Genomic DNA, 25,071 nt, shown 5'->3' with positions numbered 1-25,071 from the left:
CGCGAAAAAAACGGTGAATCGTTCAAGCAAATTTATTTTTTCATTTTTTCAGATTGTTTACGTAGTTGCGCAAACCCGCGCATAGCACGGCATTCCCTTAATCACCCACGGTATAAACTGCGTTTCCAGGAAATGAAACATGCTTTTCATTAATTATAAAAAGCGCCTGTCATTTTATAAAATAAGCGACAAGTTATACGTTTCCCGTTACTTTTAATTTATGCTTTCAGATAATTATGTTTACTCTTCAGGATGAACAGAATGGATAATGTTGTTGATCGCCATGTTTTCTATATTTCTGATGGTACCGCCATCACCGCCGAGGTCCTGGGTCACGCGGTTATGTCGCAGTTTCCGGTGACGATCAGCAGCATCACGCTGCCATTCGTGGAAAACGAAAGTCGCGCCCGCGCCGTCAAAGACCAAATTGACGCCATTTATCAGCAAACCGGCGTTCGCCCGCTGGTGTTTTACTCGATTGTTTTACCTGAAATTCGCGCCATCATCTTACAGAGCGAAGGTTTCTGCCAGGATATCGTCCAGGCGCTGGTGGCGCCGCTTCAGCAGGAGATGAAACTGGATCCGACGCCGATCGCTCATCGTACTCATGGGCTTAATCCGGGTAACCTGAACAAGTATGACGCCCGTATTGCCGCTATCGATTATACCCTGGCGCATGATGATGGCATTTCATTGCGCAACCTCGATCAGGCTCAGGTCATTTTACTTGGCGTTTCGCGCTGTGGAAAAACGCCCACCAGCCTCTATCTGGCAATGCAATTCGGTATTCGTGCGGCTAACTACCCTTTCATCGCCGATGATATGGATAATTTGACGCTGCCCACATCGTTAAAACCGCTACAACATAAACTGTTCGGCCTGACAATTGACCCTGAACGCCTGGCGGCAATTCGCGAAGAACGCCGTGAAAACAGTCGCTATGCCTCGTTGCGTCAGTGCCGCATGGAAGTGGCGGAGGTCGAAGCGCTGTATCGTAAGAATCAGATCCCCTGCCTGAACAGCACCAATTATTCCGTTGAAGAGATAGCCACCAAAATTCTCGACATTATGGGGCTTAACCGCAGGATGTACTAGCAAACTAGTTTAATGGGTTGGTTTTTGTTATCATGCCGTTCTGCCTGCGAGGTGTGACACGCCTCGCACTTGAAATCAGCAGGGATTGGTTTATCGTGATGCCCATCACTTCCCGGTAGTCCTGCCGTTGAAGCAACAAATTTCTGAGACTTGTAATGAACAGAACCGACGAACTCCGTACTGCGCGTATCGACAGCCTGGTAACACCGACCGAACTCGCGCAGCGGTATCCTGTATCGTCCTCCGTCGCCAGTCACGTTACCGACTCCCGACGCCGGATAGAAAAGATTTTAAATGGTGAAGATCCACGGCTACTGGTCGTCATTGGCCCCTGTTCGATTCACGATCTGAATGCTGCCATGGAATACGCGACGCAGCTCCAGGCACAACGCCAAAAGCATCAGGCGCGTCTGGAGATCGTCATGCGTACCTATTTTGAAAAACCGCGCACCGTCGTGGGATGGAAAGGCCTGATTTCCGATCCTGACTTGAATGGAAGTTACCGCGTCAATTATGGGCTTGAACTGGCGCGTCGCTTGCTATTGCAGGTGAACGAACTGGGAGTACCGACCGCCACAGAGTTTCTTGATATGGTCACTGGCCAGTTTATTGCCGATCTGATCAGTTGGGGAGCGATTGGCGCGCGTACCACCGAAAGCCAAATCCATCGGGAAATGGCTTCTGCGCTCTCTTGTCCGGTCGGCTTTAAAAATGGTACGGATGGCAATACCCGCATTGCCGTTGACGCTATTCGCGCCTCCCGCGCCAGCCATATGTTTCTCTCGCCGGATAAAGACGGACAGATGACCATCTACCAGACGAGTGGCAACCCGTATGGGCACATCATCATGCGCGGCGGTAAAAAACCGAACTACCACGCTGAAGATATTGCCGCCGCCTGCGATACGTTGCATGAATTTGATCTGCCGGAACATCTGGTCGTCGACTTCAGCCACGGCAACTGTCAAAAACAGCATCGCCGCCAGTTGGAGGTATGTGATGATATTTGCCAGCAGATTCGTAATGGCTCCACGGCAATTGCCGGGATTATGGCCGAGAGTTTTTTACGGGAAGGCACGCAAAAAATTATCAGCGGTCAACCATTAATCTATGGTCAGTCCATTACCGATCCCTGCCTGAACTGGGAAGATACGGAAGTTCTGTTGGAAAAACTGGCCGCGGCGGTAGATAGCCGCTTTTAATAGCTCGCCCATCCTGCCGGGATGGGCGTTTCTTCGATGCTTTACCCGCCCTTTTCTCTCCGCGCGCGTATATCACTCCACAGAATTAGCACTTGCTGTTATTGCATTAATTATTGATAATAATAATCATTGTGAGTTTGATTATTAATAAATAACATGTCGCGTATGGATAACACCGAGCTGCCTCACCCTAAGGAAATAGACAATGAAACGCTTCTCCCTGCCGCTGAACGGCGCGTCAACAGTCAGGCGCTATTAGGTCCGGACGGCAAAGTCATTATCGATCACAACGGTCAGGAGTATCTGTTGCGCAAAACTCAGGCCGGGAAGCTACTGTTAACCAAATAGCGCTGCGCCAGCAGACGATACTGCTGGCATCAGGCTAACTTGAACAACTGACCTCCAGCCGCTTTCCCCACTCCGGCGGTCGGCTGGCATAGTCATCATCTCGATCGGTAAAAGGTTGACGTAAAACTTCATGCAACCGATGCAGTTCCGCCATGTCTCCTTGTTCAGCCGCATCTATCGCGCGTTGAGCCAACCAGTTGCGCAACACAATCGCAGGATTCACGCGTTGCATCTGCTGCTGGCGCAGCGCGTCATCCACCGCCTCTGTGCGCAATCGCGCCCGGTAGCGATCGAACCAGGCATCGAACGCCGCGCGATCGATAAACGTATCCCGCAACGGCGAGGAAGCGCTGTGTTGCTCCGTATGGCTTAACATCCGAAATGTACGGGTATAGTCACTCCCTTCGCGCGCCATCAGACTAAACAATTCATTCAGTAAAGCGTTATCGTCTTTTTGCTCGGTAAAGAAGCCCAGCTTCTGGCGCATTCGCTGCCCATAGTGCGTTAACAACGCGTCCTGGTAGCGATCCAGCGCTCTGTTTAACGCGTCGATCTCAATAAAAGGGGTTAACGTCTGCGCCAGACGTTGTAAATTCCACAGCGCCACCGACGGTTGGTTATCGAAGCGGTAACGTCCCTGATGATCGGAATGGTTACCAATGAAGCCGGGATCGTAGTCATCGAGAAAACCAAAGGGACCATAGTCGATGGTCAGCCCCAGAATCGACATGTTATCCGTATTCATAACGCCGTGCGAAAAACCGACGGTTTGCCACTCGGCGATGAGTCTTCCGGTACGCGCCGCCACCTCTTCAAACCACAAATCATATTTTTCCGGGACATCCTGCCATTGCGGCCAGTAATGACGAATAGCGAAATCAGCCAGTTGCTGAACTTTTTCCGGCTCACGGCGGTAGTAGAAATGTTCGAAATGACCAAAACGCATATGACTTTGCGCCAGACGCATTAACATCGCGCCCGTTTCCTGCGTCTCTCGCTGAACCGGCGTATCGCTGGCTACGATAGATAACGCGCGCGTCGTGGGAATACCCAGATAATGCATGGCTTCGCTGGCAAGACTTTCTCGTATGGTTGAACGCAGGACGGCGCGTCCATCTCCCATTCGCGAATAGGGTGTTAATCCGGCGCCTTTCAGATGCCAGTCGAGGGTCGAGCCATCCGCCAGGAGCTGTTCGCCCAGCAAAATACCGCGTCCGTCGCCGAGTTGTCCCGCCCAGACGCCGAACTGATGCCCGCTATATACCTGCGCGACAGGCGACATACCGGGTAATAAGGTTTCGCCGCCCCAAACGCCAGCGCCATTGGTAGCGTCAAATAACGACGCGGGAATGGCTAACTGCTGCGCCAGTTCGTCGTTATACCAAATCAGTCGCGCATTTTTTAACGGTGTGGGTAAAAGCGCGGTATACGTTGCTGGCAGTTCATCGCGCCAACGGGCAGTAAAAGACAGGGTCATAGGGCCTCCTGTCTTCAGTGTAGACGGTTAATCACCGGTTAAACACCGGCAAACAGAAAGGTTATCGCTGAACGAGTTTAATGAGCTGACTTACTGGCACCGGAGGCCATAGTCCGCCCTGGAATGCGCTAAACCCCAATGGCGCTGCGCGCGCAAACATCGCCTCAGTATCAATACCGGCAATCATCAGCGACTCGCAGCTGGAGGAGATCTGGGCAACAATAGCGTGCATGAATGGTTCGAATGAGATCATTTCAGCTCGCTGCTGAATAAAATTTTTATCCAACATGACTCGTTTGAAAAGCCCATCGAAAATAGCTTTAGTCGACGCCTCGCCTGCGCCAAAATTTGCCAGCATTAATGGGAAATGCATTGCCAGATTAGCTAACGTTTCATTGTTTTTGCCCTGGTTTAACCCAGGATAATTCTCATTTATAGCTAATTCAAGAAACGGAAAGCGCGCTGTCCGGGAAAAAAGTTCGCTATCTAATAATAATAAGTCACTAATTGCAGGCGGTAAATTAAGCCATGCAATAAGTTTATGCTGAATAAAAAAGTGCTGACAGGTTTCTAACAACGCCAGTTTTTCAACAAACAGACAGTATTGTTCCTCCACCGAAAGGCGAGGCGCTACCAACTCAGTCGGCATCCGCACGGCGCCGTCTTCAGCGGCAAACGTTGCAATAATCTCTAAACCAACAAGCCGAGCGTTTTCATCCATGACGGGAAGGAAAAAGAGTTCGGAATGGTAAAGCTCATCAAGTGAAGCAATCATTACGCCAGTCCCATGGTTAGGGCGCTATTCGCCATCCAGTCACTACGGACGGAAACAGACGTAACTTCAGATACTAATTGAAGCGTCATCATTTTTCTTGTTTACCGGTGAACCGGTTCCTTTTTTTAACTTACTCTGATTATAAACCAATATCCAATGTTGTACTTTTAACAGGGCGTGAACACGCCCGTTTTTAATAAAAGTACGTTTGTAAATGCTACGGTTATATCATTATATATGATGACAACAGATGTCATAAGTTCAACCGGCGATATGTTAAAAATAGACTATAAAATTTATATCGTCTGCGAGGTTAAATTCGCCGTGCCTGCCAGAAGTTTTTTCGCCAGTACACATTATCCAGCGATGAACGCATCACGCCACGACTGGTAGAGGCATGAATAAACTCATTATTTGTATCGTAAATACCAACATGTAAACCACTTTCGCCCGAACCGGTTTTAAAGAAAACCAAATCTCCGGGCAGCAATTCATCTTTATCGATTCTGGTGCCGATTTTTGATTGTTCACGCGTATCACGAGGCAACTGCAAATCAAACTTGTCGCGCATAGTGACTACCACAAAGCCGGAACAGTCCACGCCTCTGCGACTCATGCCGCCGTAACGGTATGGCGTACCGCGCCAGGACTGCAACTGATCGTTCAGACCCGCAATGACGGTAATGGAGTCTGATAATCTGGCATTTGGCGCCGGTGCCCGATGAGTACTGCATCCTGCCAGGAACAATGCTGTGATAACAAGAAGCCAAAAACGCATGCCGCAACAATCCTCTGTTTTTATTTTGGTATTAATTTAGCGTCGAAATTACCTGCTTTTCAAGAAACGATTTTACTTAAGTGGCCGAAATGAGCATTGGATGCCCCTCGACGTCGAGTCGTCGAAAGCGCAGACCGTAGGCTTGCGCCAGATAAGAGGGGGTGAGCACCTCTTCCCGGCGGCCGCAGGCAATGAGTTTACCGCGCTTTAGTAACCAGGCTTTATGCGCATGGCGCAGCGTGTGGTTCAGATCGTGGCTACTCATCACAATCGCAATTCCTGCCTGACACAAATGATGTAATACCCGATCCAGAGCGTTTTGTTGCGCAACATCGAGACTGTTCATCGGCTCATCAAGCAACAATAATTGACCGACCGGATTAGCGTCGGGATGAATTTGTAGTACAACGGCAGCAAGACGAACACGCTGCCACTCGCCACCGGAAAGCTGATTCACGCTTCGCCCCAGTTTGTCGCCCAATCCAAGCATATCGGCCACCTCGTTAAGCTGCCCGGTTCGCGTTTTATCAGGTTGATGCAATGTCAGGTAATGCCAGACCGGCATGGCGAACGGCGGATTTTGCTGTTGCGCAAGATAAGCGCGGTGTTGGGCAAGCGTTGCCGTCGCCCATGCCTCCAGCGGCGCTCCGCCAAACCTGATGCTCCCCTCGCCGGAGGTTAACCCCGCCATACGCGCCAGTAGCGTGCTTTTCCCGGCGCCGTTCGGCCCGACAAGATGAAGGATCTCTCCTGCGCTTACTTCGCCGGAAAGCGGTCCCAGGCGGGTGCTCTCGGCGACATCCTTTAATTGCATCAATTGAGACATTATTTTGCCAACGCGATTTTTATGCTTTCCATCACAATAGGATCTTCAGGCGTCATATCCGGCGAAAAACGCTGTACCACCTGACCATCCCGGCCTACCAAAAATTTTTCAAAATTCCACAGAATATCATCCGGATAGAGTGGCGTACGCCCTTTGCTTACCATCCGTTCGTAAAAGCCGCTCTTCTCCGGCGCGACTGCCGTTGGCGCAGCGGCTATCAGTTTTTGATACAGCGGATGGCGCGCGTCGCCATTCACATCAATTTTACTGAACATCGGGAACGTGACGCCCCAGGTGCTGGCACAATAGGTTTTAATCTCCTCTTCGCTGCCTGGCTCCTGCCCCATAAACTGGTTGCAGGGAAAACCCAACACGACAAACCCCTGATCTGCCCACGCCTTCTGGATATTTTCCAACTGTTCATATTGCGGCGTCAGGCCACATCTGGAGGCGACGTTTACAATGAGCAGCACTTTTCCGGCGTATTTTTCAAGTGTAGTGACCTCTCCATCAATCGTCGTAACGTGAGTATTAAGAAGCGAGTTTTGCATGGTGTCTCCCTGATGTCGGTAGAATAGCGGGTTTCATCGTTAGCCTTTAATCATAGACTGCGAATGATGAAAGCAGTTGTTTACCGATGCGCTAACGCGCGGATTTGAGCAGCAGCCAGATAAACACTGGTGCCCCCAATGTGGCGGTGACCACCCCGATAGGCAGTTCAGCCGACGCCAGCGCCAGTCGGGCGACCACATCAGCCAATAGCAGGGCGATAGCCCCGGCCAGCGCGCAGCCGGGAAGTAAAACCCGGTGATCGGTTAAACCACATAAGCGCAGGATGTGCGGAATAACCAGACCGATAAAACCAATCGCCCCCGCCATCGCCACGCTGACACCCACCATCCAGCCGGTGGCGATGACCAACAAATTGCGCCAGAACCACAGCGGCAGGCCAAGCTGCCGCGCCGAGGTTTCCCCTAGCGCCAGCATATTCAGCGGTTGCGACTGGCAACATATCCAGATCAGTACCGGGATGAGCGCAATCATTAGCCAGCTCTGCTGCCAGTCAACGCCGCCAAATCCTCCCATCATCCAGTACATTAATTGCCGCAGATCGAAAGAGGTGGAAAAATAGATAGCCCACGTCATCAGCGCGCTACAGATAATGCCCAGCGCGACGCCCGCCAACAACAAGCGGCTGGTAGAGAGATGGCGACGCGCAAAACGCAGCAGAATTAACGTAATAATGAGCGCGCCGGCTATAGCGCACAGTCCCAGCGCCCATCCTGGCAGTTGCCCCTGCCCCAGTAAGACGGCGGCAATAAGCCCAACACCGGCCCCATTCGAAACGCCGAGCAGACCCGGTTCAGCAAGTGGGTTTTCAAACAGCGCCTGCATCACAGCGCCAGATAGCGCCAGCGCAGCGCCAACCAGCAATACCGCAAGCGTGCGGGGAAGGCGAATTTGCCAGACAAACAGTTCCCCCCGGGCGCTTAACCAGTCACCGGGGGCAATCCACTGTTCGCCTGCGCATAAGCTCAGAAGTGTAGCCAGTAGCACCAGCAGTGACAGGCTCAGAAGCCAGCGAACGTTTCGTCGCTGTTGTTGGCGGGCAAAAGTCAGCATGTTATCCATTCAGCTGAAAAGAGGTAGCGTGATTTTACGGTGGGTATCCTCTACTTGAAAGAAAAAAGGCCGCAATGCGGCCTTTTTAGTTATACGGGTCATCTTTCAGGCTGACAGATACGCTGTCATCCCGCTGATCTACTTTCGGGATGGCAGCGTATCTGCCGCAATACACCCTGATGGATGTTATGCCTGGATCTGATTACTCTTCTTTGGGCGAAGCGTTTTCGACCCGGCTCTTTAACTTCTGCCCGGGTCTGAAGGTCACCACGCGCCGTGCTGTAATAGGAATATCTTCACCCGTTTTCGGGTTACGCCCCGGACGTTGATTTTTATCACGCAGATCGAAGTTACCAAAACCAGAGAGTTTCACCTGCTCACCGTTTTCCAGAGCACGACGGATCTCTTCGAAAAACAGTTCAACCAGTTCTTTGGCATCCCGCTTGCTAAGCCCAAGCTTATCAAACAGATATTCTGACATTTCAGCTTTTGTAAGCGCCATAGGTTCAATCCCTCAATGATGCCTGGAATCGCTCTTTTAATGCCTCTACACATTTGGCGACGGTAGCGGCAATCTCCTCTTCTTCGAGTGTACGGTTGGTATCCTGAAGGATCAGGCTGATAGCGAGGCTCTTATAACCCTCCGCAACACCCTTACCGCGGTACACGTCAAATAAGTTTACGCCAACTACCTGATTTACGCCAACTTTCTTACATTCGGATAAAATATCCGCTGCGGGAACGTTTTCTGCAACAACAACCGCAATATCGCGACGGTTGGCCGGGAAGCGTGAAATCTCCCGCGCCTGCGGCACGATACGGTCTGCGAGCTTATTCCATTCCAGTTCAAACACCAGTGTACGACCATTCAGATCCAGTTTACGTTCCAGTTCAGGGTGAACAACCCCAATAAAACCAATACGTTCATCTTTCAGATAAATCGCCGCAGACTGTCCCGGATGCAGAGCCGGATTCATCTCCGCCTTAAACTGGATATCACCCAGTTTGCCGGTTAAATCCAATACTGCTTCCAGATCGCCTTTCAAATCATAGAAATCAACGGTCTCTTTTGCCAGGTTCCAGTGCTCATCATAGCGGTTACCGCAAATCACGCCAGCCAGCATCAGATCCTGTCGAATACCCAGATTGGCTTGTGTATCCGGAACGAAACGTAAACCGGTTTCAAAAATACGCACGCGATTCTGCTGGCGGTTTTGGTTATAGACCACCGTCGTCAGCAATCCGCTCCACAGAGACAGACGCATCGCCGACATCTCAACGGAGATAGGGTTTGGCAGCAGCAGCGCTTCTGCGCCTGGATGGATAAGCTGTTGTACTTTAGGATCGACAAAGCTATAGGTAATCACTTCCTGATAGCCTTTGTCGTTCAGCATGGTTTTAACCCGCTTCAACGACAGATCGGCTTCACGGTGCGTCCCCATGATTAAACCGGCCTGGATTGGCTCGTCCGGAATATTGTTATAACCGTAAACGCGGGCCACCTCTTCCACCAGATCTTCTTCAATCTCCATATCGAAACGCCAGGTCGGCGCCACGGCTTTCCACTCGTCCTGCCCTTCGGTCACTTCACAGCCCAGACGACGCAGAATATCACTGACCTGCTCATCCGCAATATGATGCCCGATCAGGCGATCCAGTTTACTGCGACGCAGCGTAATGGTGGCGCGTTTCGGCAACGTTGCTTCGTTGCTCACATCAATTATCGGACCCGCATCACCGCCACAGATATCAAGAAGCAGACGAGTAGCGCGCTCTATCGCTTTATATTGCAGCGCCGGGTCTACCCCGCGCTCGTAGCGGTGAGACGCATCGGTATGCAGACCGTGGCGGCGAGCGCGACCGGTGATAGACAGCGGATTAAAGTACGCACATTCCAGCAGCACATTTTGCGTTTCGCCGTTCACGCCGGAATGTTCGCCGCCAAAAATACCGGCTATCCCCAGCGCCTTATGGTGATCGGCGATCACCAGCGTGTCCGCATTTAACGTCGCTTCGCTACCGTCCAGCAGGACGACGGTTTCACCCTCTTTTGCCATCCGCACGACAATACCGCCATCAATGCGATCTTTATCGAAAGCATGCATTGGCTGACCCAGTTCGAGCAGCACATAGTTGGTGACGTCAACCACCGCATCGATGGAGCGAATACCGCAGCGACGCAGTTTCTCTTTCATCCACAGCGGCGTCGGCGCGTTAACATTGATGCCTTTTACCACCCGGCCAAGATAGCGTGGACACGCATCAGCGGCCTCTACCGTAATCGGCAGCGTATCGCTGATGGTTGCCGCAACCGGCGCCATTTCAGGCTCCTGGAGCGGCGCTTTGTTCAGTACCGCCACATCACGCGCAACGCCGATGATACCTAAGCAATCCGCACGGTTTGGCGTGACGCTAATTTCGATGGTATTGTCGTCGAGCTTCAGGTATTCACGGATATCGGTACCCAGCGGCGCATCCGCCGGCAGTTCGATAATGCCGCTGTGATCGTCGGAAATCCCCAGTTCGGAGAAGGAGCACAGCATCCCTTCAGACGGTTCGCCGCGCAGTTTTGCCGCTTTAATTTTGAAATCGCCCGGCAGAATAGCGCCAATGGTGGCCACCGCTACTTTCAGCCCCTGACGACAGTTTGGCGCGCCGCAGACGATATCCAACAGGCGTTCTCCGCCAACGTTGACTTTCGTTACACGCAATTTGTCAGCGTTCGGATGCTGGGCGCACTCAACCACTTCCCCAACCACAACGCCATTGAAGCTTCCCGCGACCGGCTCAACGCCGTCTACTTCCAGGCCAGCCATCGTAATCTGGTTAGCCAACGCATCGCTATCAATTGCCGGGTTAACCCACTCGCGTAACCACAGTTCGCTGAATTTCATTGTTTTATCCTGCCTTTATTTAAACTGTTTGAGGAAACGCAGATCGTTTTCGAAGAATGAACGCAGGTCGGTGACGCCGTAACGCAACATGGTCAGACGTTCCATCCCCATACCAAAAGCGAAGCCAGAATAGATTTCCGGATCGATACCGACATTACGCAGCACATTCGGATGCACCATCCCGCAGCCCAGCACTTCCAGCCATTTGCCGTTTTTACCCATCACATCCACTTCTGCAGAAGGTTCGGTAAACGGAAAATAAGAAGGACGGAAGCGAATCTGCAGATCCTCCTCAAAGAAATTGCGCAGGAAGTCGTGCAGCGTACCTTTGAGGTTGGTGAAGCTGATGTTGGTATCAACAATCAGACCTTCCATCTGATGGAACATCGGAGTATGCGTCTGGTCGTAGTCATTACGGTATACACGGCCCGGCGCAATAATGCGGATCGGCGGTTGCTGCGCTTTCATCGTCCGGATCTGGACGCCAGACGTCTGGGTCCGCAGCAGACGGGTCGCGTCAAACCAGAAGGTATCATGATCGGCGCGGGCCGGATGATGACCCGGAATGTTTAACGCGTCGAAGTTATGGTAGTCATCTTCGATTTCCGGGCCAGTCGCCACGGTAAAACCAAGCTCGCCGAAGAAACTTTCAATACGGTCAATGGTACGCGTGACCGGATGCAGACCGCCGTTCTCAATACGGCGCCCCGGCAGGGAGATATCGATGGTTTCAGCGGCCAGACGGGCGTTAAGCGCTGCGCTTTCCAGCTCGGCTTTACGCGCGTTAAGAGCCTGTTGTACCTGCTCTTTCGCGGCGTTAATGACTGCCCCGGCTGCCGGACGCTCTTCCGGCGGCAGATCGCGTAGGGTCGTCATCTGAAGGGTTAAATGCCCTTTCTTGCCCAAATATTCGACGCGTACATTGTCTAACGCGGCAACATCTGACGCCTGGTTAATGGCGGCCGCTGCATTGGCAACCAGCTCTGCGAGATGTGACATGGTTTTCCTCATTGTGTCGGTGAAGACACCGGTTCATTGGACGTAATCTCTCGATTTCAGATACAAAAAAAGCCTCCATCAGGAGGCTTTTTTGCGCTGTTTTTCGTTTCGTTTTTCACGCGCTAGCCTCCTGGGATCAGGTGCTAAAGTAAAAAAAGAAACGGAAAATAGCAGCGTTCATGCTTGCGTTACCTTATGTGGTAAAACCGAATATCCTTTATTGAAAAGGGTTACAGGTCAATTGTCAACTCACTGAACAGTAAATAAAAGAGAGGGAGCCAGGCTCCCTCTTTTCACTGGCTTATGCCAGAGCTGCTTTCGCTTTTTCAACCAGCGCGGTGAACGCGACTTTGTCGAATACGGCGATATCAGCCAGGATCTTACGGTCGATTTCAACAGAGGCTTTTTTCAGGCCGTTGATGAATTTGCTGTAAGAAATACCGTTCTGACGTGCTGCTGCGTTGATACGCGCAATCCACAGTTGACGGAACTGACGCTTACGTTGACGACGGTCACGGTAAGCATACTGACCAGCTTTGATAACTGCCTGGAAGGCAACGCGGTATACGCGAGAACGCGCACCGTAGTAGCCTTTGGCTTGTTTCAAAATTTTCTTGTGACGTGCGCGTGCAATTACACCACGTTTTACGCGAGCCATATGTGCTCTCCTGTATCTATTCTAATTAAAAAGTTAAAAACGTTAACGGCTTATGCGTACGGCAGGCACGCGATAACCAGGCCCAGATCGCCTTTAGAAACCATGGCTTTCGGACGCAGGTGACGTTTACGTTTAGTCGCTTTTTTGGTCAGAATGTGACGCAGGTTAGCGTGCTTGTGCTTAAAACCACCTTTACCGGTTTTTTTGAAGCGCTTAGCAGCACCGCGTACGGTCTTAATTTTTGGCATTTTAATAACTTCCACTTCGCATTGTTAATAAACGAAACATAGGCGAACAAAACCTGTGAAGCCCGAAGGCTTCACAGAATTGTTACTTGAAGGCCTTACTGTTTCTTCTTAGGAGCAAGCACCATGATCATCTGACGGCCTTCGATCTTCGTTGGGAAGGATTCGACCACTGCCAGTTCTTGCAAATCGTCTTTCACGCGATTAAGCACTTCCATACCGATTTGCTGGTGGGCCATTTCACGACCGCGGAAACGCAGCGTGATTTTGGCCTTATCGCCCTCTTCGAGAAAGCGAATCAGGCTGCGGAGTTTTACCTGATAGTCGCCTTCATCTGTCCCAGGACGGAATTTAATTTCCTTCACCTGGATAACTTTTTGCTTTTTCTTCTGTTCCTTAGAAGACTTACTCTTTTCATAGAGGAATTTGCCGTAATCCATTATACGACAAACCGGCGGCTCGGCGTTAGGGCTGATTTCGACTAAGTCTACTCCGGCTTCTTCAGCTTTTTCCAGAGCTTCTCTCAGACTCACAATACCAAGCTGCTCGCCTTCCAGACCTGTTAAGCGAACTTCTTGCGCGCGAATTTCGCTATTAATACGATTCGGACGCGCCGTTTGAACTCGTTTTCCGCCTTTAATACTTTATTCCTCCAGTTGTTGAAGACTGCGGCTGCGAATCTCTTGTTGCAGCTTCTCAATCACGTCATTTACGTCCAGACTGCCCAGGTCTTTACCGCGGCGGGTGCGAACGGCAACTTTGCCTGCTTCCACCTCTTTATCACCACAGACCAACATATAAGGGACACGACGTAAAGTGTGCTCGCGGATTTTAAAGCCAATCTTCTCATTTCTCAAGTCTGCTTTTACACGAATGCCCGCATTTTGTAGTTTCTGCGTCAATTCGTTAACGTATTCAGACTGCGAATCGGTAATATTCATCACGACTACCTGAACAGGCGCGAGCCATGTCGGGAAGAAACCAGCGAACTCTTCGGTCAGGATACCGATGAAGCGTTCCATCGACCCAAGAATCGCACGGTGAATCATTACCGGCACCTTACGCTCGTTGTCTTCGCCTACATAGGAGGCGCTCAGACGAGACGGTAAGGAGAAGTCCAGCTGTACTGTACCGCACTGCCATGCACGATCGAGGCAGTCATATAAGGTAAATTCAATTTTCGGACCGTAGAATGCGCCTTCACCCAGTTGATACTCAAACGGGATATTATTTTCTTCCAGCGCAACCGCCAGATCCGCCTCAGCACGATCCCACATCTCATCGCTGCCGATACGCTTGTCAGGACGAGTGGAAAGCTTGACGACGATCTTCTCGAAGCCAAAGGTGCTGTACATATCGTAGACCATACGAATACAAGCGTTAACTTCATCGCGGATCTGCTCTTCGGTGCAGAAGATATGCGCATCATCCTGCGTAAAGCCGCGTACGCGCATCAGACCATGCAGCGCGCCTGATGGCTCGTTACGGTGGCAGCTACCGAATTCCGCCATACGCAGCGGCAAATCACGATAGGATTTCAGACCCTGGTTAAAGATCTGAACGTGGCCCGGGCAGTTCATCGGCTTGATGCAATATTCGCGGTTTTCTGAGGATGTGGTGAACATCGCATCTTTATAGTTGTCCCAGTGCCCGGTTTTTTCCCACAGCACACGATCCATCATGAACGGGCCTTTAACTTCTTGATACTGGTACTCTTTGAGTTTAGAACGAACAAAGACCTCCAGCTCGCGGAAGATAGTCCAGCCGTCGTTATGCCAGAACACCATGCCCGGCGCTTCTTCCTGCATATGATACAGGTCAAGCTGCTTACCAATTTTACGGTGGTCGCGTTTTGCGGCCTCTTCCAGGCGCTGCAGATAAGCGTTCAGGGCTTTTTTATCTGCCCATGCCGTACCGTAAATACGCTGCAACATCTTATTATTGCTGTCACCGCGCCAGTATGCGCCGGCAGTTTTCATCAGTTTAAAGTGATGGCAGAAACGCATATTCGGCACGTGCGGACCACGACACATGTCGACATATTCTTCATGATGGTACAAGCCTGGCTTGTCATCATGAGCAATGTTTTCATCAAGAATGGAAACTTTGTAGCTTTCACCACGCTTCACGAAGGTTTCACGCGCTTCGTGCCAGCTGACTTTCTTCTTGATAACGTCGTAATTTTTCTCGGCGAGCTCATGCATCCGCTTTTCGAGCGCTTCGACATCTTCCTGAGTTAGTGTGCGGTCAAGATCAACGTCATAGTAAAAACCGTTGTCGACAACCGGGCCGATCGCCATTTTCGTGTGCGGCCAAAGTTGCTTGATTGCGTGACCTAACAGATGCGCGCAAGAGTGACGAATGATCTCCAGACCCTCTTCATCTTTTGCGGTGATGATGGAAAGCGTCGCATCATTTTCAATCAGATCGGAAGCATCAACCAGCTCGCCATTCACACGGCCCGCAATGGTGGCTTTCGCCAGGCCAGGACCAATGTCCAGAGCAACATCCATCGGGCTTACAGGGTGGTCATAATGGCGTTGGCTGCCATCAGGAAGAGTAATAACAGGCATGTAATATCCTTATTTGCAGTGGTGACCCATACGCAAGATCACATACAAAGAGAAAATGAATTTATTGACAGTGAGTTGTGTATCCATCTAGCCAACCATTGCTAAATTGGCGCACAACCTTCGACACAGACGAAAATCGCTATTTTCGTCCGGCATGACGATGGTAACACTAAAAAAAGGGAGATTGCATCACTCTGTAGCAAATCAAGACCCTTGACAGGATTTCTCCGTTATCTTTCTACGCGCCGTATAGCGCTTCTCATCGACAACCTAACTTCTGCGCCAGACTCCCCTTTGTCGTTTTCACCTCGCTGGCTACCGCTTCAGGCAAGGCAGACCACAGCGTCAGCACTGGCTTCGTTTTATGTTCGATAGCCTCCACGGTAACCTGATAGTCGCAAAAATTCGCCGAACGGGGCGTATTCTGATCCATAATAAACGCAGCGTAATTTCCTTCACTTTTTGACGGCGCCGTTCCGGTGAATAAAACCTTCCAGTACCCGCTGGGAATTTCTACCGTCGCATCTTCTGGCAATGTGGCGATATGCCGCTCAAAAAGGGGGCCGGTCACTACGTGCACTACAGATACATCAGCCTGTTTGGCAAGTTCGCGCACCCGGTTTTCCAGTGCAGCCCATGCTCCCTGATTCAGGGCGGATTTCTGCGGCGTAATATTCGATAAATAATTTAACGACGGCCAGTCCGATACGCCGCCCAATCCTGCCAACGGCGCCTGGTGTCCCCTATCGACTTTTAATAGCGTATGGGCATTTTTATAGGCGGAAGGGGCCAACGTATCCGAGGGCGGTAAATCGGGGTCCTGCGCCCAGTTCCGCGGGCGACCGCTTGCCTGGCTGGTCTTTGTCACGCTATAGGCAACCCAGTTGGCAAATTTCGTGGCGCTATTATTATTGAGCGTATAGACATGGCGATAGATTGTTTGTTGACTTCCTCCTTGAGGACAGCCAACGCTACAGTTATCAGGTTGCTGAACGAGTACGTTACGATGGGGTAACTCGGGTGCCGATGTTGTATCCTGGGGAGGATACGATGTAGTACATGCGCTTAATAATACTACGGGCAGTAATTTTAGCAGATTAATGGTCTTATTCACTTTTGCTTCCTTAATAATAACCGCCCTAATAATTCAGATAGTAATAATTTGGTTATATTACCCTACCAGCCGTTAGATACTCTCATCATTAAAGACAACACTATCACGGTAAAAATTAATAACAGATAAACATCGAAGCCATCAAAGAAAATGAGCTCAAAAGAATACAACGTGATATTCATGTTGATACCAAAAAACATCGTATTATATGCATAATCGTGAAGCCAATAATTTCTCGCACTCAGATAGCGAATGAAAAATGGATATTCAATAATATCTGACGCATGTTTTTCAACACCATTTTTCAACATTAAGGCAACGTATCCTCTCAATGACTCGCTGCTGGCAGGAGTTTAGTTATATTTAAAGGTTTAATAAGCACTGCGCATCATGCTGCTGTGCTTATTACTTTGTAAAAATAAGAGTATTCACTTTCATATTCAGGGGTAAAAAGTGAACAAATACAGCTATTGCGCAACGATGATTGCCGCCATACTCAGTACGACCACAATGGCCAATGCCAGTAGCCTTGCTATTTCAGTGGCGAATGATGATGCAGGTATATTTCAACCATCCTTAAATGCCCTTTATGGGCACAAGGCTGCAGACCGGGGTGATTATACTGCCGGGCTCTTTTTAGGCTACAGCCACGATCTCACTGACGCCAGTCAACTCTCTTTTCATATCGCGCAAGATATTTATTCTCCATCAGGCGCTAACAAGAGAAAGCCTGAAGCCGTCAAAGGCGATCGCGCGTTCAGCGCCTTTCTTCATACCGGACTGGAGTGGAATTCATTAGCCACCAATTGGTTACGTTATCGTTTAGGTACCGATATCGGCGTTATTGGTCCTGACGCAGGTGGTCAGGAGGTTCAGAATCGGGCGCATCGAATAATAGGCGCAGAAAAATACCCTGCCTGGCAGGATCAAATTGAAAACCGTTATGGTTATACGGCAAAAGGAATGGTGTCCCTTACGCCAGCTATTGATATTCTGGGCGTCAATGTGGGCTTCTATCCAGAAGTCTCTGCTGTCGGCGGCAATCTCTTCCAGTATTTGGGGTACGGCGCAACCGTTGCGCTGGGAAATGATAAGACCTTCAACTCTGATAATGGGTTTGGGTTACTGTCCCGCCGAGGATTAATACACACTCAAAAAGAGGGATTGATCTATAAGGTATTTGCTGGCGTTGAGCGCAGGGAAGTTGATAAAAACTACACGTTACAGGGGAAAACGCTGCAAACAAAAATGGAAACGGTGGATATTAATAAAACCGTGGATGAATATCGCGTCGGTGCTACCATCGGCTATTCTCCCGTCGCATTCTCTCTTTCTTTAAACAAAGTCACGTCGGAATTTCGCACCGGAGACGACTATTCTTATATCAACGGCGACATCACCTTCTTCTTCTGAGGCGTCACCACGGAATAACCGGGTTACGTAATGTAACCCGGTACAATATTACATCTTATAGCCCAGCGTTACCGTAGTGCGGCGATCGGTATGTTCCGGCGCTGATTCAGGTGGCTGCGAGTTCCACGTTAAATTATACCCCACCTTTAGACCAAAATGTTCGTTAATGGCGACATTGAGGGCTGTTTCCGAATTTAGTGTGGTGTCTTCTGCGCCAAATACTGACACCCCCTGTGTAAACTTAGCATTGTCAGTTAACTGCCAGGCATAGCTGCCGGAAGCATAACCCAACGGCTGCGTTTCAGTGGTATCGTCCGTATGTTCGTCATAGCGAACCCCTGGACCGAATTCAAAACGGAAGCTGTGCACTGGACCATTAAGGAACTGCCGCCCGTAACCGGCGGTCAGTACGTCGCGCTGACGATAACCGTTGAAACGGTCTGTCAGCCAACTGGCCTGGCCAAAGGTATAATCATAATCCGTCATATTAAAACGGTTACGCGCGCCTACCGCATATTTTTCTGAAGAGCGTTCATCATTAGAGGAGGTATTGCTGGCATTGCCCCATAATGACCAGGCGGTACGTTGTCCATACCAGGTCATCGCCGTGTCAGCCGTTAAGGAAGAACTTTTAGTATTGCCTGACTGAGCAAGGTAGCCCGCATTCAGATTACCTTCAAAAGGTTTTTTCGCGGTGGAGGGATCATCCATGACAGTAAAAACGGAATCATCGGCGGCGGCATACAGAGACGCGAACACGCCACCCGCCAGCATAACTACAGCGGGTACTGCCTTCAAAAGCTTCATTTATATAGAGTCCGTACAACTAAAAAAGAGACCACGACGGTCCCGGAAACTTTCATAGGGATCAATGACAAACGCCCCTGGAAAGGTAGCGAATTATAAGAAGCCCCGAATAACATAGCAATCAATTACTATTTCATTTTTTGAATAAGAACCCTCCCGAAGCATTCATTTATTTATATAACTTTACATCGTACTTCTTTAAATAAAGATCCGGAAAATCATATTGTTAATTCCTTCACTTTCCGGGGATTAAGTGCCAGACTGAAATCAGCCTAACAGGAGGTAACGATGGTACGTATCTATACGTTGACGCTTGCGCCCTCTCTCGATAGCGCAACAATCACGCCGCAAATTTATCCCGAAGGTAAACTGCGGTGCTCCGCGCCGGTATTCGAACCCGGCGGCGGGGGTATTAATGTCGCTCGCGCCATTGCGCATCTTGGCGGCGCCGCGACCGCAATTTTCCCGGCTGGCGGCGCTACCGGCGAACATCTGGTCGCACTACTGGCTGACGAAAATGTCCCCGTGTCTACCGTCGATGCGAAAGACTGGACGCGTCAGAACCTGCACGTCCACGTCGAGTCCAGCGGCGAACAGTATCGTTTTGTTATGCCCGGCGCCACGCTGGACGATGACGAATTTCGCCAGCTTGAAGAACAGGTACTGGAAATTGAATCCGGGGCAATTCTGGTTATCAGCGGCAGCCTTCCGCCCGGCGTTAAGGTTGAGAAACTCACGCAACTGATTTCCGCCGCGCAGAAGCAAGGCATTCGCTGCATTATTGATAGCTCTGGCGACGCGCTCACCGCTGCGTTGGCGCTTGGCGATATCGAACTGGTGAAACCTAACCTGAAAGAATTGAGCGCGTTGGTTAATCGCGATCTGACGCAACCTGATGATGTGCGTAAAGCGGCCCAGGAATTAGTGCAAAGCGGCAAGGCTCGCCGGGTAGTGGTCTCTCTGGGGCCGCAAGGGGCGCTGGGCATAGACAGTGAGAATTGCATCCAGGTTGTTCCTCCCCCGGTGAAAAGTCAAAGTACTGTTGGCGCAGGCGACAGTATGGTGGGCGCGATGACGTTAAAACTGGCGCAAGACGCGTCGCTGGAAGAGATGGTGCGCTTCGGTGTGGCGGCAGGCAGCGCCGCTACGCTCAATCAAGGTACGCGTCTGTGTTCTCGTGACGATACCCAAAAAATATACGCCTATCTTTCCGCGCAATAATCGTTTCCCCCTCGCCGAGGGGGATACCGGAAAATCGGTTAACGGGCGGCGCATCCGCCGCTGTTAAAAACACAGTTGCTCCCAACGAGGTGAACGATGGCCAGTGGCGATATTACCCGTTATGTTATTACCGTAACCTTCCATGAAGATTCCCTGACCGAGATTAACGAACTCAATAACCATCTGACGCGTAGCGGTTTTTTGCTGACATTAACGGACGATGAAGGGAATGTGCATGAGCTCGGCACCAATACGTTTGGCTTTATTAGCGCTCAGAGCGCTGATGAAATCAAAGCGCTTGTCGCCGGACTTGCGAAAAGCGCGTTAGATAAGGATGTCGACATTACCGTGGCGACCTGGGAGGCGTGGAGTAAAAACGCACAATAAGTGCCATTCCCGCCGCGGCGCGTCCGTGATGTGCGTTAGTTCGTATTTTTTAACCGCATTTTTGCGCTAACCTTATGATCTGGCAGACAACGTGGGGAGAGACATTATGTGGCAAGCTATCAGTCGTCTTTTAAGCGAGCAAGTCGGTGAAGGCGAAATCGAACTGCGTAATGAACTGCCAGGCGGAGAAGTTCATGCCGCATGGCATTTACGTTATGCAGGCCATGATTTTTTCGTGAAGTGCGATGAACGAGAAATGCTTCGCGGTTTTACCGCTGAAGCCGATCAGCTGGAGCTGCTCTCCCGCAGTAAAACCGTTGTTGTGCCTAAGGTATGGGCGGTAGGTTCGGATCGGGATTACAGCTTTTTAGTCATGGACTACCTCTCGCCCCGCCCGCTGGATGCCCATAATGCGTTTATTCTTGGGCAACAGCTGGCGCGCCTGCACCAATGGAGCGACCAACCTCAATTCGGCCTCGATTTTGATAACGCGCTCTCTACCACGCCGCAGCCGAATACCTGGCAACGCCGTTGGTCGACTTTTTTCGCCGAACAGCGCATTGGCTGGCAGCTTGAACTCGCTGCGGAAAAAGGCATTACCTTTGGTAATATTGACGCCATTGTTGAACATGTTCAGCAACGTCTGGCGTCGCATCAACCGCAGCCTTCTCTTTTGCATGGCGATCTATGGTCGGCGAACTGCGCGCTTGGCCCTGACGGCCCCTATATCTTCGATCCAGCCTGCTATTGGGGCGACAGAGAATGCGATCTGGCGATGCTGCCGCTGCATACCGATCAGCCACCGCAGATTTATGATGGCTATCAGTCCGTTTCGCCGCTACCGCTGGATTTTCTCGACAGGCAGCCGATTTACCAGCTCTACACCCTGCTTAATCGGGCAAGGCTGTTTGGCGGTCAGCACCTGGCTACTGCGCAAAAAGCGATGGATCGGCTGCTTGCGGTATAGGTACAGCCCATGCCGGATACGGGCTATCCGGCATTTTTCAGTTTACATGAAGCCTAACAAGGAAAAGAAAAAGTAGCCGAGCACGATAATAATGACCGGCAAAATATAGAGCGGGAAAAACTGTAAAAAGATGGTATGGTGCGGCACCACGATACGTGACTCTATCTGCTCACGCGTTAGTCCTTCCGCGCCTTTTGCTTTTTCCAGAATCAACTGATCTTCCACGCCTTCACGCAAAAAACGTGACTGGCGGCTCATTCTGGCGCCGGAATCCTGCATCGCCAGCCCGACAAAAATCAGAATAAAAATGAGCCAGAAACCGATATTCAGGCTTCCCTGAAAATTCGGCGTCGGCGAGTTGTACCAAAAAACATTCAGAAACGGCGTATTCACGCGCATCATGTCTATCATTACGTGGGTAAAATCCAGCATTACCGCATTTATCCCCTCCTGCTTTTCACTGTGCGCATACATAAATTTAAGGACTGAGATGAGCGTGGAAAGCAGTGCCGGAATAAAAATAACCCACCCAACAACTCTTTTTAGGATTGCAATGCGTCCAGCTTGTTGATACGTCATGAGTTCCCCTTGATAAAGACGCGTCGTTTTGGCCTAAGTCTACCTGTTGATTCCCGTTTTCGCCTGATCTTTAAGGGCGATATACTAAGAACATGGTCATAATGAACGCTTAATTCGTTATTTTTTAATCTCAACAGGAGAGGTTGTGATGTCAACCCCACGTCAAATTCTTGCTGCAATTTTCGATATGGATGGACTACTGATCGATTCCGAACCGCTCTGGGATCGCGCTGAACTGGACGTGATGGCAAGTTTAGGCGTAGATATTACTCGGCGCCATGAGTTACCAGACACGCTTGGGCTACGCATTGATATGGTTGTCGATCTCTGGTTTGCGCAGCAACCGTGGAGCGGCCCCGATCGCCAGGAAGTGACAAACCGTGTCATTGCCCGCGCGATTACGCTTATCGAAGAGACGCGCCCTCTTTTACCGGGTGTGCGCGAGGCCGTGGCGCTGTGTAAAGCGCAGGGGCTATTAGTGGGGCTTGCCTCGGCATCGCCGCTGCATATGCTGGAAAAAGTGCTCACCATGTTCGAACTGCGCGACAGTTTTGACGCGCTGGCTTCTGCGGAAAAATTGCCCTACAGCAAACCGCACCCGCAGGTCTATCTGGATTGTGCGGCCAAACTAGGCGTTGATCCATTAACCTGCGTGGCGCTGGAAGATTCGGTGAATGGTTTAATCGCGGCAAAGGCGGCGCGAATGCGCGCCATTGTGGTGCCAGCAGAAGAAAACCAGCATGATCCGCGCTTTGCGCTGGCGAATGTCAAACTTAACTCACTGACAGAGCTGACGGCGGCGCATCTACTCGGTTAAGATGTTTCCGAAACAAAGTCAACGGGCAATTAGCCGCTGAGCCAGACGGCAAGCGGCTTTGACAGAGACAAAGAGTTACAACGTCACCACTTCCGCCTACTGTATAAAAACCCTATACTGTATGAATTGACAGTTTAATGGGTTTTATCATGACGGCGGAAGGACATCTTCTTTTTTCTATAGCCAGCGCGGTTTTCGCCAAGAATGCCGAGTTAACGCCCGTCCTTGCGCACGGCGACTGGTGGCATATTATTCCTTCGGCTATTTTGACCTGTCTGCTGCCGGATATCGACCACCCCAAATCTTTTCTTGGTCAGCGCCTGAAATGGGTATCAAAACCAATCGCCCGCGCGTTCGGTCACCGGGGGTTTACCCATAGTCTGCTGGCGGTCTTTGCCCTACTGGCGACCTTTTATCTCAAGGTACCGGATACGTGGATTATCCCGGCGGATGCGCTGCAAGGCATGGTACTTGGCTATTTAAGCCATATCGTCGCGGATATGCTCACCCCCGCAGGCGTTCCCTTACTGTGGCCGTGCCGCTGGCGTTTCCGCCTGCCTATTCTGGCGCCGCGCAAAGGCAATCAGCTGGAGCGATTTTTATGTATGGCGTTGTTTGCCTGGGCGGTGTGGATGCCGCAGTCCATGCCGGAAAACAACGTCATACGCTGGTCTTCGCAGATGATCACTATCCTGCAAATGCAGTTCAATCGTTTTATAAATCACCAGATTGATTAGTAAATCAACGCCAAAGTCATTTTTGGTATAAACCATTCCATTTGAATATAAGAGCCAGCTCACAGTTCTGCTAATCTTGCGCGAACAGAATCGCTAAAACACAGCGCTTCATAATAAAAAAATCAGGAGAACGGGGATGAATTTTCCATTAATTGCGAACATTGCGGTGTTCGTCATTCTGCTGTTTGTACTGGCGCAGGCCCGTCATAAACAGTGGAGTCTGGCTAAAAAAGTGCTTGTCGGCCTTGTGATGGGCGTGGTCTTTGGTCTGGCCCTGCACACCATTTATGGCGCTGACAGTCAGGTGTTAAAAGACTCCATTCAGTGGTTCAATATTGTCGGCAACGGTTATGTGCAATTGCTACAAATGATTGTGATGCCGCTGGTATTCGCCTCTATTTTAAGCGCCGTGGCACGACTGCATAACGCCTCTCAATTGGGGAAAATCAGTTTTCTGACTATCGGCACGCTGCTGTTTACTACCCTTATCGCAGCGCTGGTGGGCGTGCTGGTCACCAATCTGTTCGGACTGACGGCGGAAGGTCTGGTTCAGGGCGGCGCGGAAACCGCGCGTCTGAATGCCATTGAGACGAGCTATGTCGGCAAAGTGGCCGATCTCAGCGTGCCGCAACTGGTGCTGTCTTTTGTACCGAAAAATCCGTTTGCGGATCTGACTGGCGCAAATCCTACGTCTATTATCAGCGTGGTAATTTTCGCCGCCTTCCTGGGCGTGGCCGCGCTTAAACTGCTGAAAGATGATGCGCCAAAAGGCGAGCGTGTGCTTGTTGCTATCGATACCCTGCAAAGCTGGGTAATGAAGCTGGTGCGTCTGGTGATGCAACTTACGCCTTACGGCGTACTGGCGCTGATGACGAAAGTGGTTGCCGGCTCTAATCTGCAGGACATCATTAAGCTTGGAAGCTTCGTGGTAGCGTCATATCTTGGTCTGGCGATAATGTTTGTGGTTCACGGCATACTATTGGGCGTGAACGGGATTAGCCCGCTGAAATATTTCCGCAAGGTGTGGCCGGTGCTGACATTTGCCTTTACCAGCCGCTCCAGCGCCGCCTCCATTCCACTTAATGTGGAAGCGCAAACCCGCCGCCTGGGCGTGCCGGAGTCCATCGCCAGCTTTGCTGCCTCTTTTGGCGCGACCATCGGCCAAAACGGTTGTGCCGGTCTTTATCCTGCGATGTTGGCGGTAATGGTTGCGCCGACGGTCGGCATCAACCCCTTAGACCCCGTATGGATAGCCACGCTGGTGGGTATCGTTACCGTAAGTTCGGCGGGTGTTGCCGGCGTTGGCGGCGGCGCGACCTTCGCCGCGCTGATTGTGCTGCCTGCCATGGGCTTACCGGTCACGCTGGTCGCGCTGTTAATCTCCGTCGAACCGTTGATTGATATGGGCCGTACCGCACTGAACGTGAGTGGCTCAATGACCGCGGGTACGCTGACCAGCCAGTGGCTGAAGCAGACCGATAAAACCATTCTCGATAGCGAAGAAGACGCTGAACTGGCGCATCGATAATACATTAT

At 50.8% G+C, this 25,071-nt stretch carries 27 protein-coding genes, 1 pseudogene and 1 other annotated feature; of the genes and pseudogenes, 10 read left to right on the top strand and 18 right to left on the bottom strand.

The window, feature by feature from the left end; genetic code table 11:
* The first annotated feature begins 261 nt into the window (after positions 1-261).
* The 3 genes from ppsR (at position 262) to hemP (ending at position 2,645) form a co-directional block, all read left to right on the top strand.
* The gene (ppsR, locus tag ACLJZ5_RS00320) at positions 262-1,095 is read left to right on the top strand and encodes a posphoenolpyruvate synthetase regulatory kinase/phosphorylase PpsR (protein WP_000370992.1); all 834 of its coding nucleotides are present in this window, start codon (positions 262-264) and stop codon (positions 1,093-1,095) included.
* Between the two features lie 155 nt (positions 1,096-1,250).
* Positions 1,251-2,297, top strand: coding sequence for a 3-deoxy-7-phosphoheptulonate synthase AroH (gene aroH / locus ACLJZ5_RS00315; RefSeq protein WP_001082196.1), 1,047 nt, complete (start codon positions 1,251-1,253; stop codon positions 2,295-2,297).
* A gap of 156 nt (positions 2,298-2,453) precedes the next feature.
* Complete coding sequence (gene hemP / locus ACLJZ5_RS00310) at positions 2,454-2,645, top strand: hemin uptake protein HemP (protein ID WP_000089115.1); 192 nt, start codon at positions 2,454-2,456, stop codon at positions 2,643-2,645.
* A 34-nt stretch (positions 2,646-2,679) separates the two neighbouring features.
* Here the strand turns inward: hemP and selO are convergent, their stop codons facing one another.
* From selO to ACLJZ5_RS00230, 16 genes and pseudogenes are all read right to left on the bottom strand, one after another.
* Positions 2,680-4,122 (bottom strand): protein adenylyltransferase SelO, encoded by a 1,443-nt coding sequence (gene selO / locus ACLJZ5_RS00305; RefSeq protein WP_024797465.1) that lies wholly within the window; start codon positions 4,120-4,122, stop codon positions 2,680-2,682.
* A gap of 61 nt (positions 4,123-4,183) precedes the next feature.
* Positions 4,184-4,897 (bottom strand): anti-FlhDC factor YdiV, encoded by a 714-nt coding sequence (ydiV, locus tag ACLJZ5_RS00300; RefSeq protein WP_000562011.1) that lies wholly within the window; start codon positions 4,895-4,897, stop codon positions 4,184-4,186.
* Between the two features lie 313 nt (positions 4,898-5,210).
* On the bottom strand, positions 5,211-5,675 hold the full coding sequence (locus tag ACLJZ5_RS00295; RefSeq protein WP_001213256.1) for a C40 family peptidase: 465 nt from the start codon (positions 5,673-5,675) through the stop codon (positions 5,211-5,213).
* Positions 5,676-5,751: 76 nt separating this feature from the next.
* Positions 5,752-6,501, bottom strand: coding sequence for a vitamin B12 ABC transporter ATP-binding protein BtuD (btuD, locus tag ACLJZ5_RS00290; RefSeq protein ID WP_000080607.1), 750 nt, complete (start codon positions 6,499-6,501; stop codon positions 5,752-5,754).
* Positions 6,501-7,052, bottom strand: coding sequence for a glutathione peroxidase (locus ACLJZ5_RS00285; protein WP_001181565.1), 552 nt, complete (start codon positions 7,050-7,052; stop codon positions 6,501-6,503). The genes btuD and ACLJZ5_RS00285 overlap by 1 nt, the downstream gene beginning before the upstream one ends.
* Positions 7,053-7,143: 91 nt before the next feature.
* Entirely contained in the window at positions 7,144-8,124 is a 981-nt protein-coding gene (gene btuC, locus ACLJZ5_RS00280; protein WP_000954982.1) for a vitamin B12 ABC transporter permease BtuC, read from the bottom strand.
* A 202-nt stretch (positions 8,125-8,326) separates the two neighbouring features.
* Positions 8,327-8,626, bottom strand: coding sequence for an integration host factor subunit alpha (ihfA, locus tag ACLJZ5_RS00275; protein WP_001229266.1), 300 nt, complete (start codon positions 8,624-8,626; stop codon positions 8,327-8,329).
* 4 nt (positions 8,627-8,630) lie between these two features.
* Positions 8,631-11,018 (bottom strand): phenylalanine--tRNA ligase subunit beta, encoded by a 2,388-nt coding sequence (pheT, locus tag ACLJZ5_RS00270; protein ID WP_000672395.1) that lies wholly within the window; start codon positions 11,016-11,018, stop codon positions 8,631-8,633.
* A 15-nt stretch (positions 11,019-11,033) separates the two neighbouring features.
* Positions 11,034-12,017 (bottom strand): phenylalanine--tRNA ligase subunit alpha, encoded by a 984-nt coding sequence (gene pheS, locus ACLJZ5_RS00265; protein WP_000018570.1) that lies wholly within the window; start codon positions 12,015-12,017, stop codon positions 11,034-11,036.
* Between the two features lie 62 nt (positions 12,018-12,079).
* Positions 12,080-12,203: a sequence feature (Phe leader region), on the bottom strand.
* Positions 12,154-12,198, bottom strand: coding sequence for a pheST operon leader peptide PheM (gene pheM, locus ACLJZ5_RS00260; protein WP_001386830.1), 45 nt, complete (start codon positions 12,196-12,198; stop codon positions 12,154-12,156). (Overlaps the previous feature by 45 nt.)
* Positions 12,204-12,318: 115 nt before the next feature.
* The gene (rplT, locus tag ACLJZ5_RS00255) at positions 12,319-12,675 is read right to left on the bottom strand and encodes a 50S ribosomal protein L20 (RefSeq protein WP_000124850.1); all 357 of its coding nucleotides are present in this window, start codon (positions 12,673-12,675) and stop codon (positions 12,319-12,321) included.
* 50 nt (positions 12,676-12,725) lie between these two features.
* Complete coding sequence (rpmI, locus tag ACLJZ5_RS00250) at positions 12,726-12,923, bottom strand: 50S ribosomal protein L35 (RefSeq protein ID WP_001124225.1); 198 nt, start codon at positions 12,921-12,923, stop codon at positions 12,726-12,728.
* A 95-nt stretch (positions 12,924-13,018) separates the two neighbouring features.
* The gene (gene infC, locus ACLJZ5_RS00245) at positions 13,019-13,561 is read right to left on the bottom strand and encodes a translation initiation factor IF-3 (protein WP_001574431.1); all 543 of its coding nucleotides are present in this window, start codon (positions 13,559-13,561) and stop codon (positions 13,019-13,021) included.
* A gap of 3 nt (positions 13,562-13,564) precedes the next feature.
* Positions 13,565-15,493, bottom strand: coding sequence for a threonine--tRNA ligase (gene thrS / locus ACLJZ5_RS00240; protein WP_001144226.1), 1,929 nt, complete (start codon positions 15,491-15,493; stop codon positions 13,565-13,567).
* Positions 15,494-15,752: 259 nt separating this feature from the next.
* Positions 15,753-16,607 carry a DNA/RNA non-specific endonuclease gene (locus tag ACLJZ5_RS00235; protein WP_001044093.1) on the bottom strand — a complete coding sequence of 285 codons (855 nt, stop codon included), beginning with the start codon at positions 16,605-16,607 and terminating at the stop codon, positions 15,753-15,755.
* Positions 16,604-16,918: pseudogene (locus tag ACLJZ5_RS00230) on the bottom strand (hypothetical protein). Before ACLJZ5_RS00230 ends, ACLJZ5_RS00235 begins: the two are co-directional and overlap by 4 nt.
* 142 nt (positions 16,919-17,060) lie before the next feature.
* Here ACLJZ5_RS00230 and ACLJZ5_RS00225 point away from each other — a divergent pair.
* Positions 17,061-18,020: a lipid A deacylase LpxR family protein gene (locus tag ACLJZ5_RS00225; RefSeq protein WP_001046434.1), complete on the top strand. Its 960-nt coding sequence runs from the start codon at positions 17,061-17,063 to the stop codon at positions 18,018-18,020.
* Positions 18,021-18,068: 48 nt separating this feature from the next.
* Here ACLJZ5_RS00225 and ACLJZ5_RS00220 read toward each other — a convergent pair whose 3' ends face one another.
* Positions 18,069-18,827: a YdiY family protein gene (locus ACLJZ5_RS00220; protein ID WP_000770981.1), complete on the bottom strand. Its 759-nt coding sequence runs from the start codon at positions 18,825-18,827 to the stop codon at positions 18,069-18,071.
* Positions 18,828-19,115: 288 nt separating this feature from the next.
* Between ACLJZ5_RS00220 and pfkB the strand changes: the two genes are divergently transcribed.
* The 3 genes from pfkB to ACLJZ5_RS00205 all read left to right on the top strand — a co-directional run bounded on the left by pfkB (position 19,116) and on the right by ACLJZ5_RS00205 (position 21,402).
* The gene (gene pfkB, locus ACLJZ5_RS00215; protein ID WP_000251697.1) at positions 19,116-20,048 is read left to right on the top strand and encodes a 6-phosphofructokinase II; all 933 of its coding nucleotides are present in this window, start codon (positions 19,116-19,118) and stop codon (positions 20,046-20,048) included.
* A 96-nt stretch (positions 20,049-20,144) separates the two neighbouring features.
* Positions 20,145-20,435, top strand: a complete 291-nt coding sequence (gene ghoS / locus ACLJZ5_RS00210; protein WP_000146129.1) for a type V toxin-antitoxin system endoribonuclease antitoxin GhoS — start codon at positions 20,145-20,147, stop codon at positions 20,433-20,435.
* A 106-nt stretch (positions 20,436-20,541) separates the two neighbouring features.
* On the top strand, positions 20,542-21,402 hold the full coding sequence (locus ACLJZ5_RS00205; protein WP_000267686.1) for a fructosamine kinase family protein: 861 nt from the start codon (positions 20,542-20,544) through the stop codon (positions 21,400-21,402).
* A gap of 42 nt (positions 21,403-21,444) precedes the next feature.
* Here ACLJZ5_RS00205 and ACLJZ5_RS00200 read toward each other — a convergent pair whose 3' ends face one another.
* Positions 21,445-21,981 (bottom strand): YniB family protein, encoded by a 537-nt coding sequence (locus tag ACLJZ5_RS00200; protein ID WP_000222158.1) that lies wholly within the window; start codon positions 21,979-21,981, stop codon positions 21,445-21,447.
* A 148-nt stretch (positions 21,982-22,129) separates the two neighbouring features.
* Between ACLJZ5_RS00200 and hxpB the strand changes: the two genes are divergently transcribed.
* The 3 genes from hxpB to tcyP all read left to right on the top strand — a co-directional run bounded on the left by hxpB (position 22,130) and on the right by tcyP (position 25,063).
* Positions 22,130-22,798, top strand: coding sequence for a hexitol phosphatase HxpB (gene hxpB / locus ACLJZ5_RS00195; protein ID WP_000106854.1), 669 nt, complete (start codon positions 22,130-22,132; stop codon positions 22,796-22,798).
* 137 nt (positions 22,799-22,935) lie between these two features.
* A complete protein-coding gene (locus ACLJZ5_RS00190) occupies positions 22,936-23,535 on the top strand; it encodes a metal-dependent hydrolase (RefSeq protein WP_000505804.1) in 600 nt (199 codons plus the stop codon).
* Positions 23,536-23,671: 136 nt separating this feature from the next.
* Positions 23,672-25,063, top strand: coding sequence for a cystine/sulfocysteine:cation symporter (tcyP, locus tag ACLJZ5_RS00185; RefSeq protein ID WP_001010662.1), 1,392 nt, complete (start codon positions 23,672-23,674; stop codon positions 25,061-25,063).
* The last annotated feature ends 8 nt before the right edge of the window (positions 25,064-25,071 follow it).

Source organism: Salmonella sp. 5800, from assembly GCF_046558195.1.
Taxonomy (GTDB): Bacteria; Pseudomonadota; Gammaproteobacteria; order Enterobacterales; family Enterobacteriaceae; genus Salmonella; species Salmonella enterica.
Note: the sequence above shows the minus strand (reverse complement) of the source record. Positions and strands in the feature narration are given on the sequence as shown.

What these genes read in the sequence shown, in the direction of transcription:
- ppsR (WP_000370992.1), top strand. Translation starts at nt 262, where the DNA reads ATGGATAATGTTGTTGATCGCCATGTTTTCTATATTTCTGATGGTACC.
- hxpB (WP_000106854.1), top strand. Translation starts at nt 22,130, where the DNA reads ATGTCAACCCCACGTCAAATTCTTGCTGCAATTTTCGATATGGATGGA.
- ACLJZ5_RS00220 (WP_000770981.1), bottom strand. Translation starts at nt 18,827, where the DNA reads ATGAAGCTTTTGAAGGCAGTACCCGCTGTAGTTATGCTGGCGGGTGGC.
- pfkB (WP_000251697.1), top strand. Translation starts at nt 19,116, where the DNA reads ATGGTACGTATCTATACGTTGACGCTTGCGCCCTCTCTCGATAGCGCA.
- ydiV (WP_000562011.1), bottom strand. Translation starts at nt 4,897, where the DNA reads ATGATTGCTTCACTTGATGAGCTTTACCATTCCGAACTCTTTTTCCTT.
- selO (WP_024797465.1), bottom strand. Translation starts at nt 4,122, where the DNA reads ATGACCCTGTCTTTTACTGCCCGTTGGCGCGATGAACTGCCAGCAACG.
- rpmI (WP_001124225.1), bottom strand. Translation starts at nt 12,923, where the DNA reads ATGCCAAAAATTAAGACCGTACGCGGTGCTGCTAAGCGCTTCAAAAAA.
- tcyP (WP_001010662.1), top strand. Translation starts at nt 23,672, where the DNA reads ATGAATTTTCCATTAATTGCGAACATTGCGGTGTTCGTCATTCTGCTG.
- pheT (WP_000672395.1), bottom strand. Translation starts at nt 11,018, where the DNA reads ATGAAATTCAGCGAACTGTGGTTACGCGAGTGGGTTAACCCGGCAATT.
- ACLJZ5_RS00205 (WP_000267686.1), top strand. Translation starts at nt 20,542, where the DNA reads ATGTGGCAAGCTATCAGTCGTCTTTTAAGCGAGCAAGTCGGTGAAGGC.
- ACLJZ5_RS00200 (WP_000222158.1), bottom strand. Translation starts at nt 21,981, where the DNA reads ATGACGTATCAACAAGCTGGACGCATTGCAATCCTAAAAAGAGTTGTT.
- btuC (WP_000954982.1), bottom strand. Translation starts at nt 8,124, where the DNA reads ATGCTGACTTTTGCCCGCCAACAACAGCGACGAAACGTTCGCTGGCTT.
- aroH (WP_001082196.1), top strand. Translation starts at nt 1,251, where the DNA reads ATGAACAGAACCGACGAACTCCGTACTGCGCGTATCGACAGCCTGGTA.
- thrS (WP_001144226.1), bottom strand. Translation starts at nt 15,493, where the DNA reads ATGCCTGTTATTACTCTTCCTGATGGCAGCCAACGCCATTATGACCAC.
- ghoS (WP_000146129.1), top strand. Translation starts at nt 20,145, where the DNA reads ATGGCCAGTGGCGATATTACCCGTTATGTTATTACCGTAACCTTCCAT.
- btuD (WP_000080607.1), bottom strand. Translation starts at nt 6,501, where the DNA reads ATGTCTCAATTGATGCAATTAAAGGATGTCGCCGAGAGCACCCGCCTG.
- ihfA (WP_001229266.1), bottom strand. Translation starts at nt 8,626, where the DNA reads ATGGCGCTTACAAAAGCTGAAATGTCAGAATATCTGTTTGATAAGCTT.
- ACLJZ5_RS00285 (WP_001181565.1), bottom strand. Translation starts at nt 7,052, where the DNA reads ATGCAAAACTCGCTTCTTAATACTCACGTTACGACGATTGATGGAGAG.
- hemP (WP_000089115.1), top strand. Translation starts at nt 2,454, where the DNA reads ATGTCGCGTATGGATAACACCGAGCTGCCTCACCCTAAGGAAATAGAC.
- pheS (WP_000018570.1), bottom strand. Translation starts at nt 12,017, where the DNA reads ATGTCACATCTCGCAGAGCTGGTTGCCAATGCAGCGGCCGCCATTAAC.
- rplT (WP_000124850.1), bottom strand. Translation starts at nt 12,675, where the DNA reads ATGGCTCGCGTAAAACGTGGTGTAATTGCACGCGCACGTCACAAGAAA.
- ACLJZ5_RS00295 (WP_001213256.1), bottom strand. Translation starts at nt 5,675, where the DNA reads ATGCGTTTTTGGCTTCTTGTTATCACAGCATTGTTCCTGGCAGGATGC.
- ACLJZ5_RS00190 (WP_000505804.1), top strand. Translation starts at nt 22,936, where the DNA reads ATGGGTTTTATCATGACGGCGGAAGGACATCTTCTTTTTTCTATAGCC.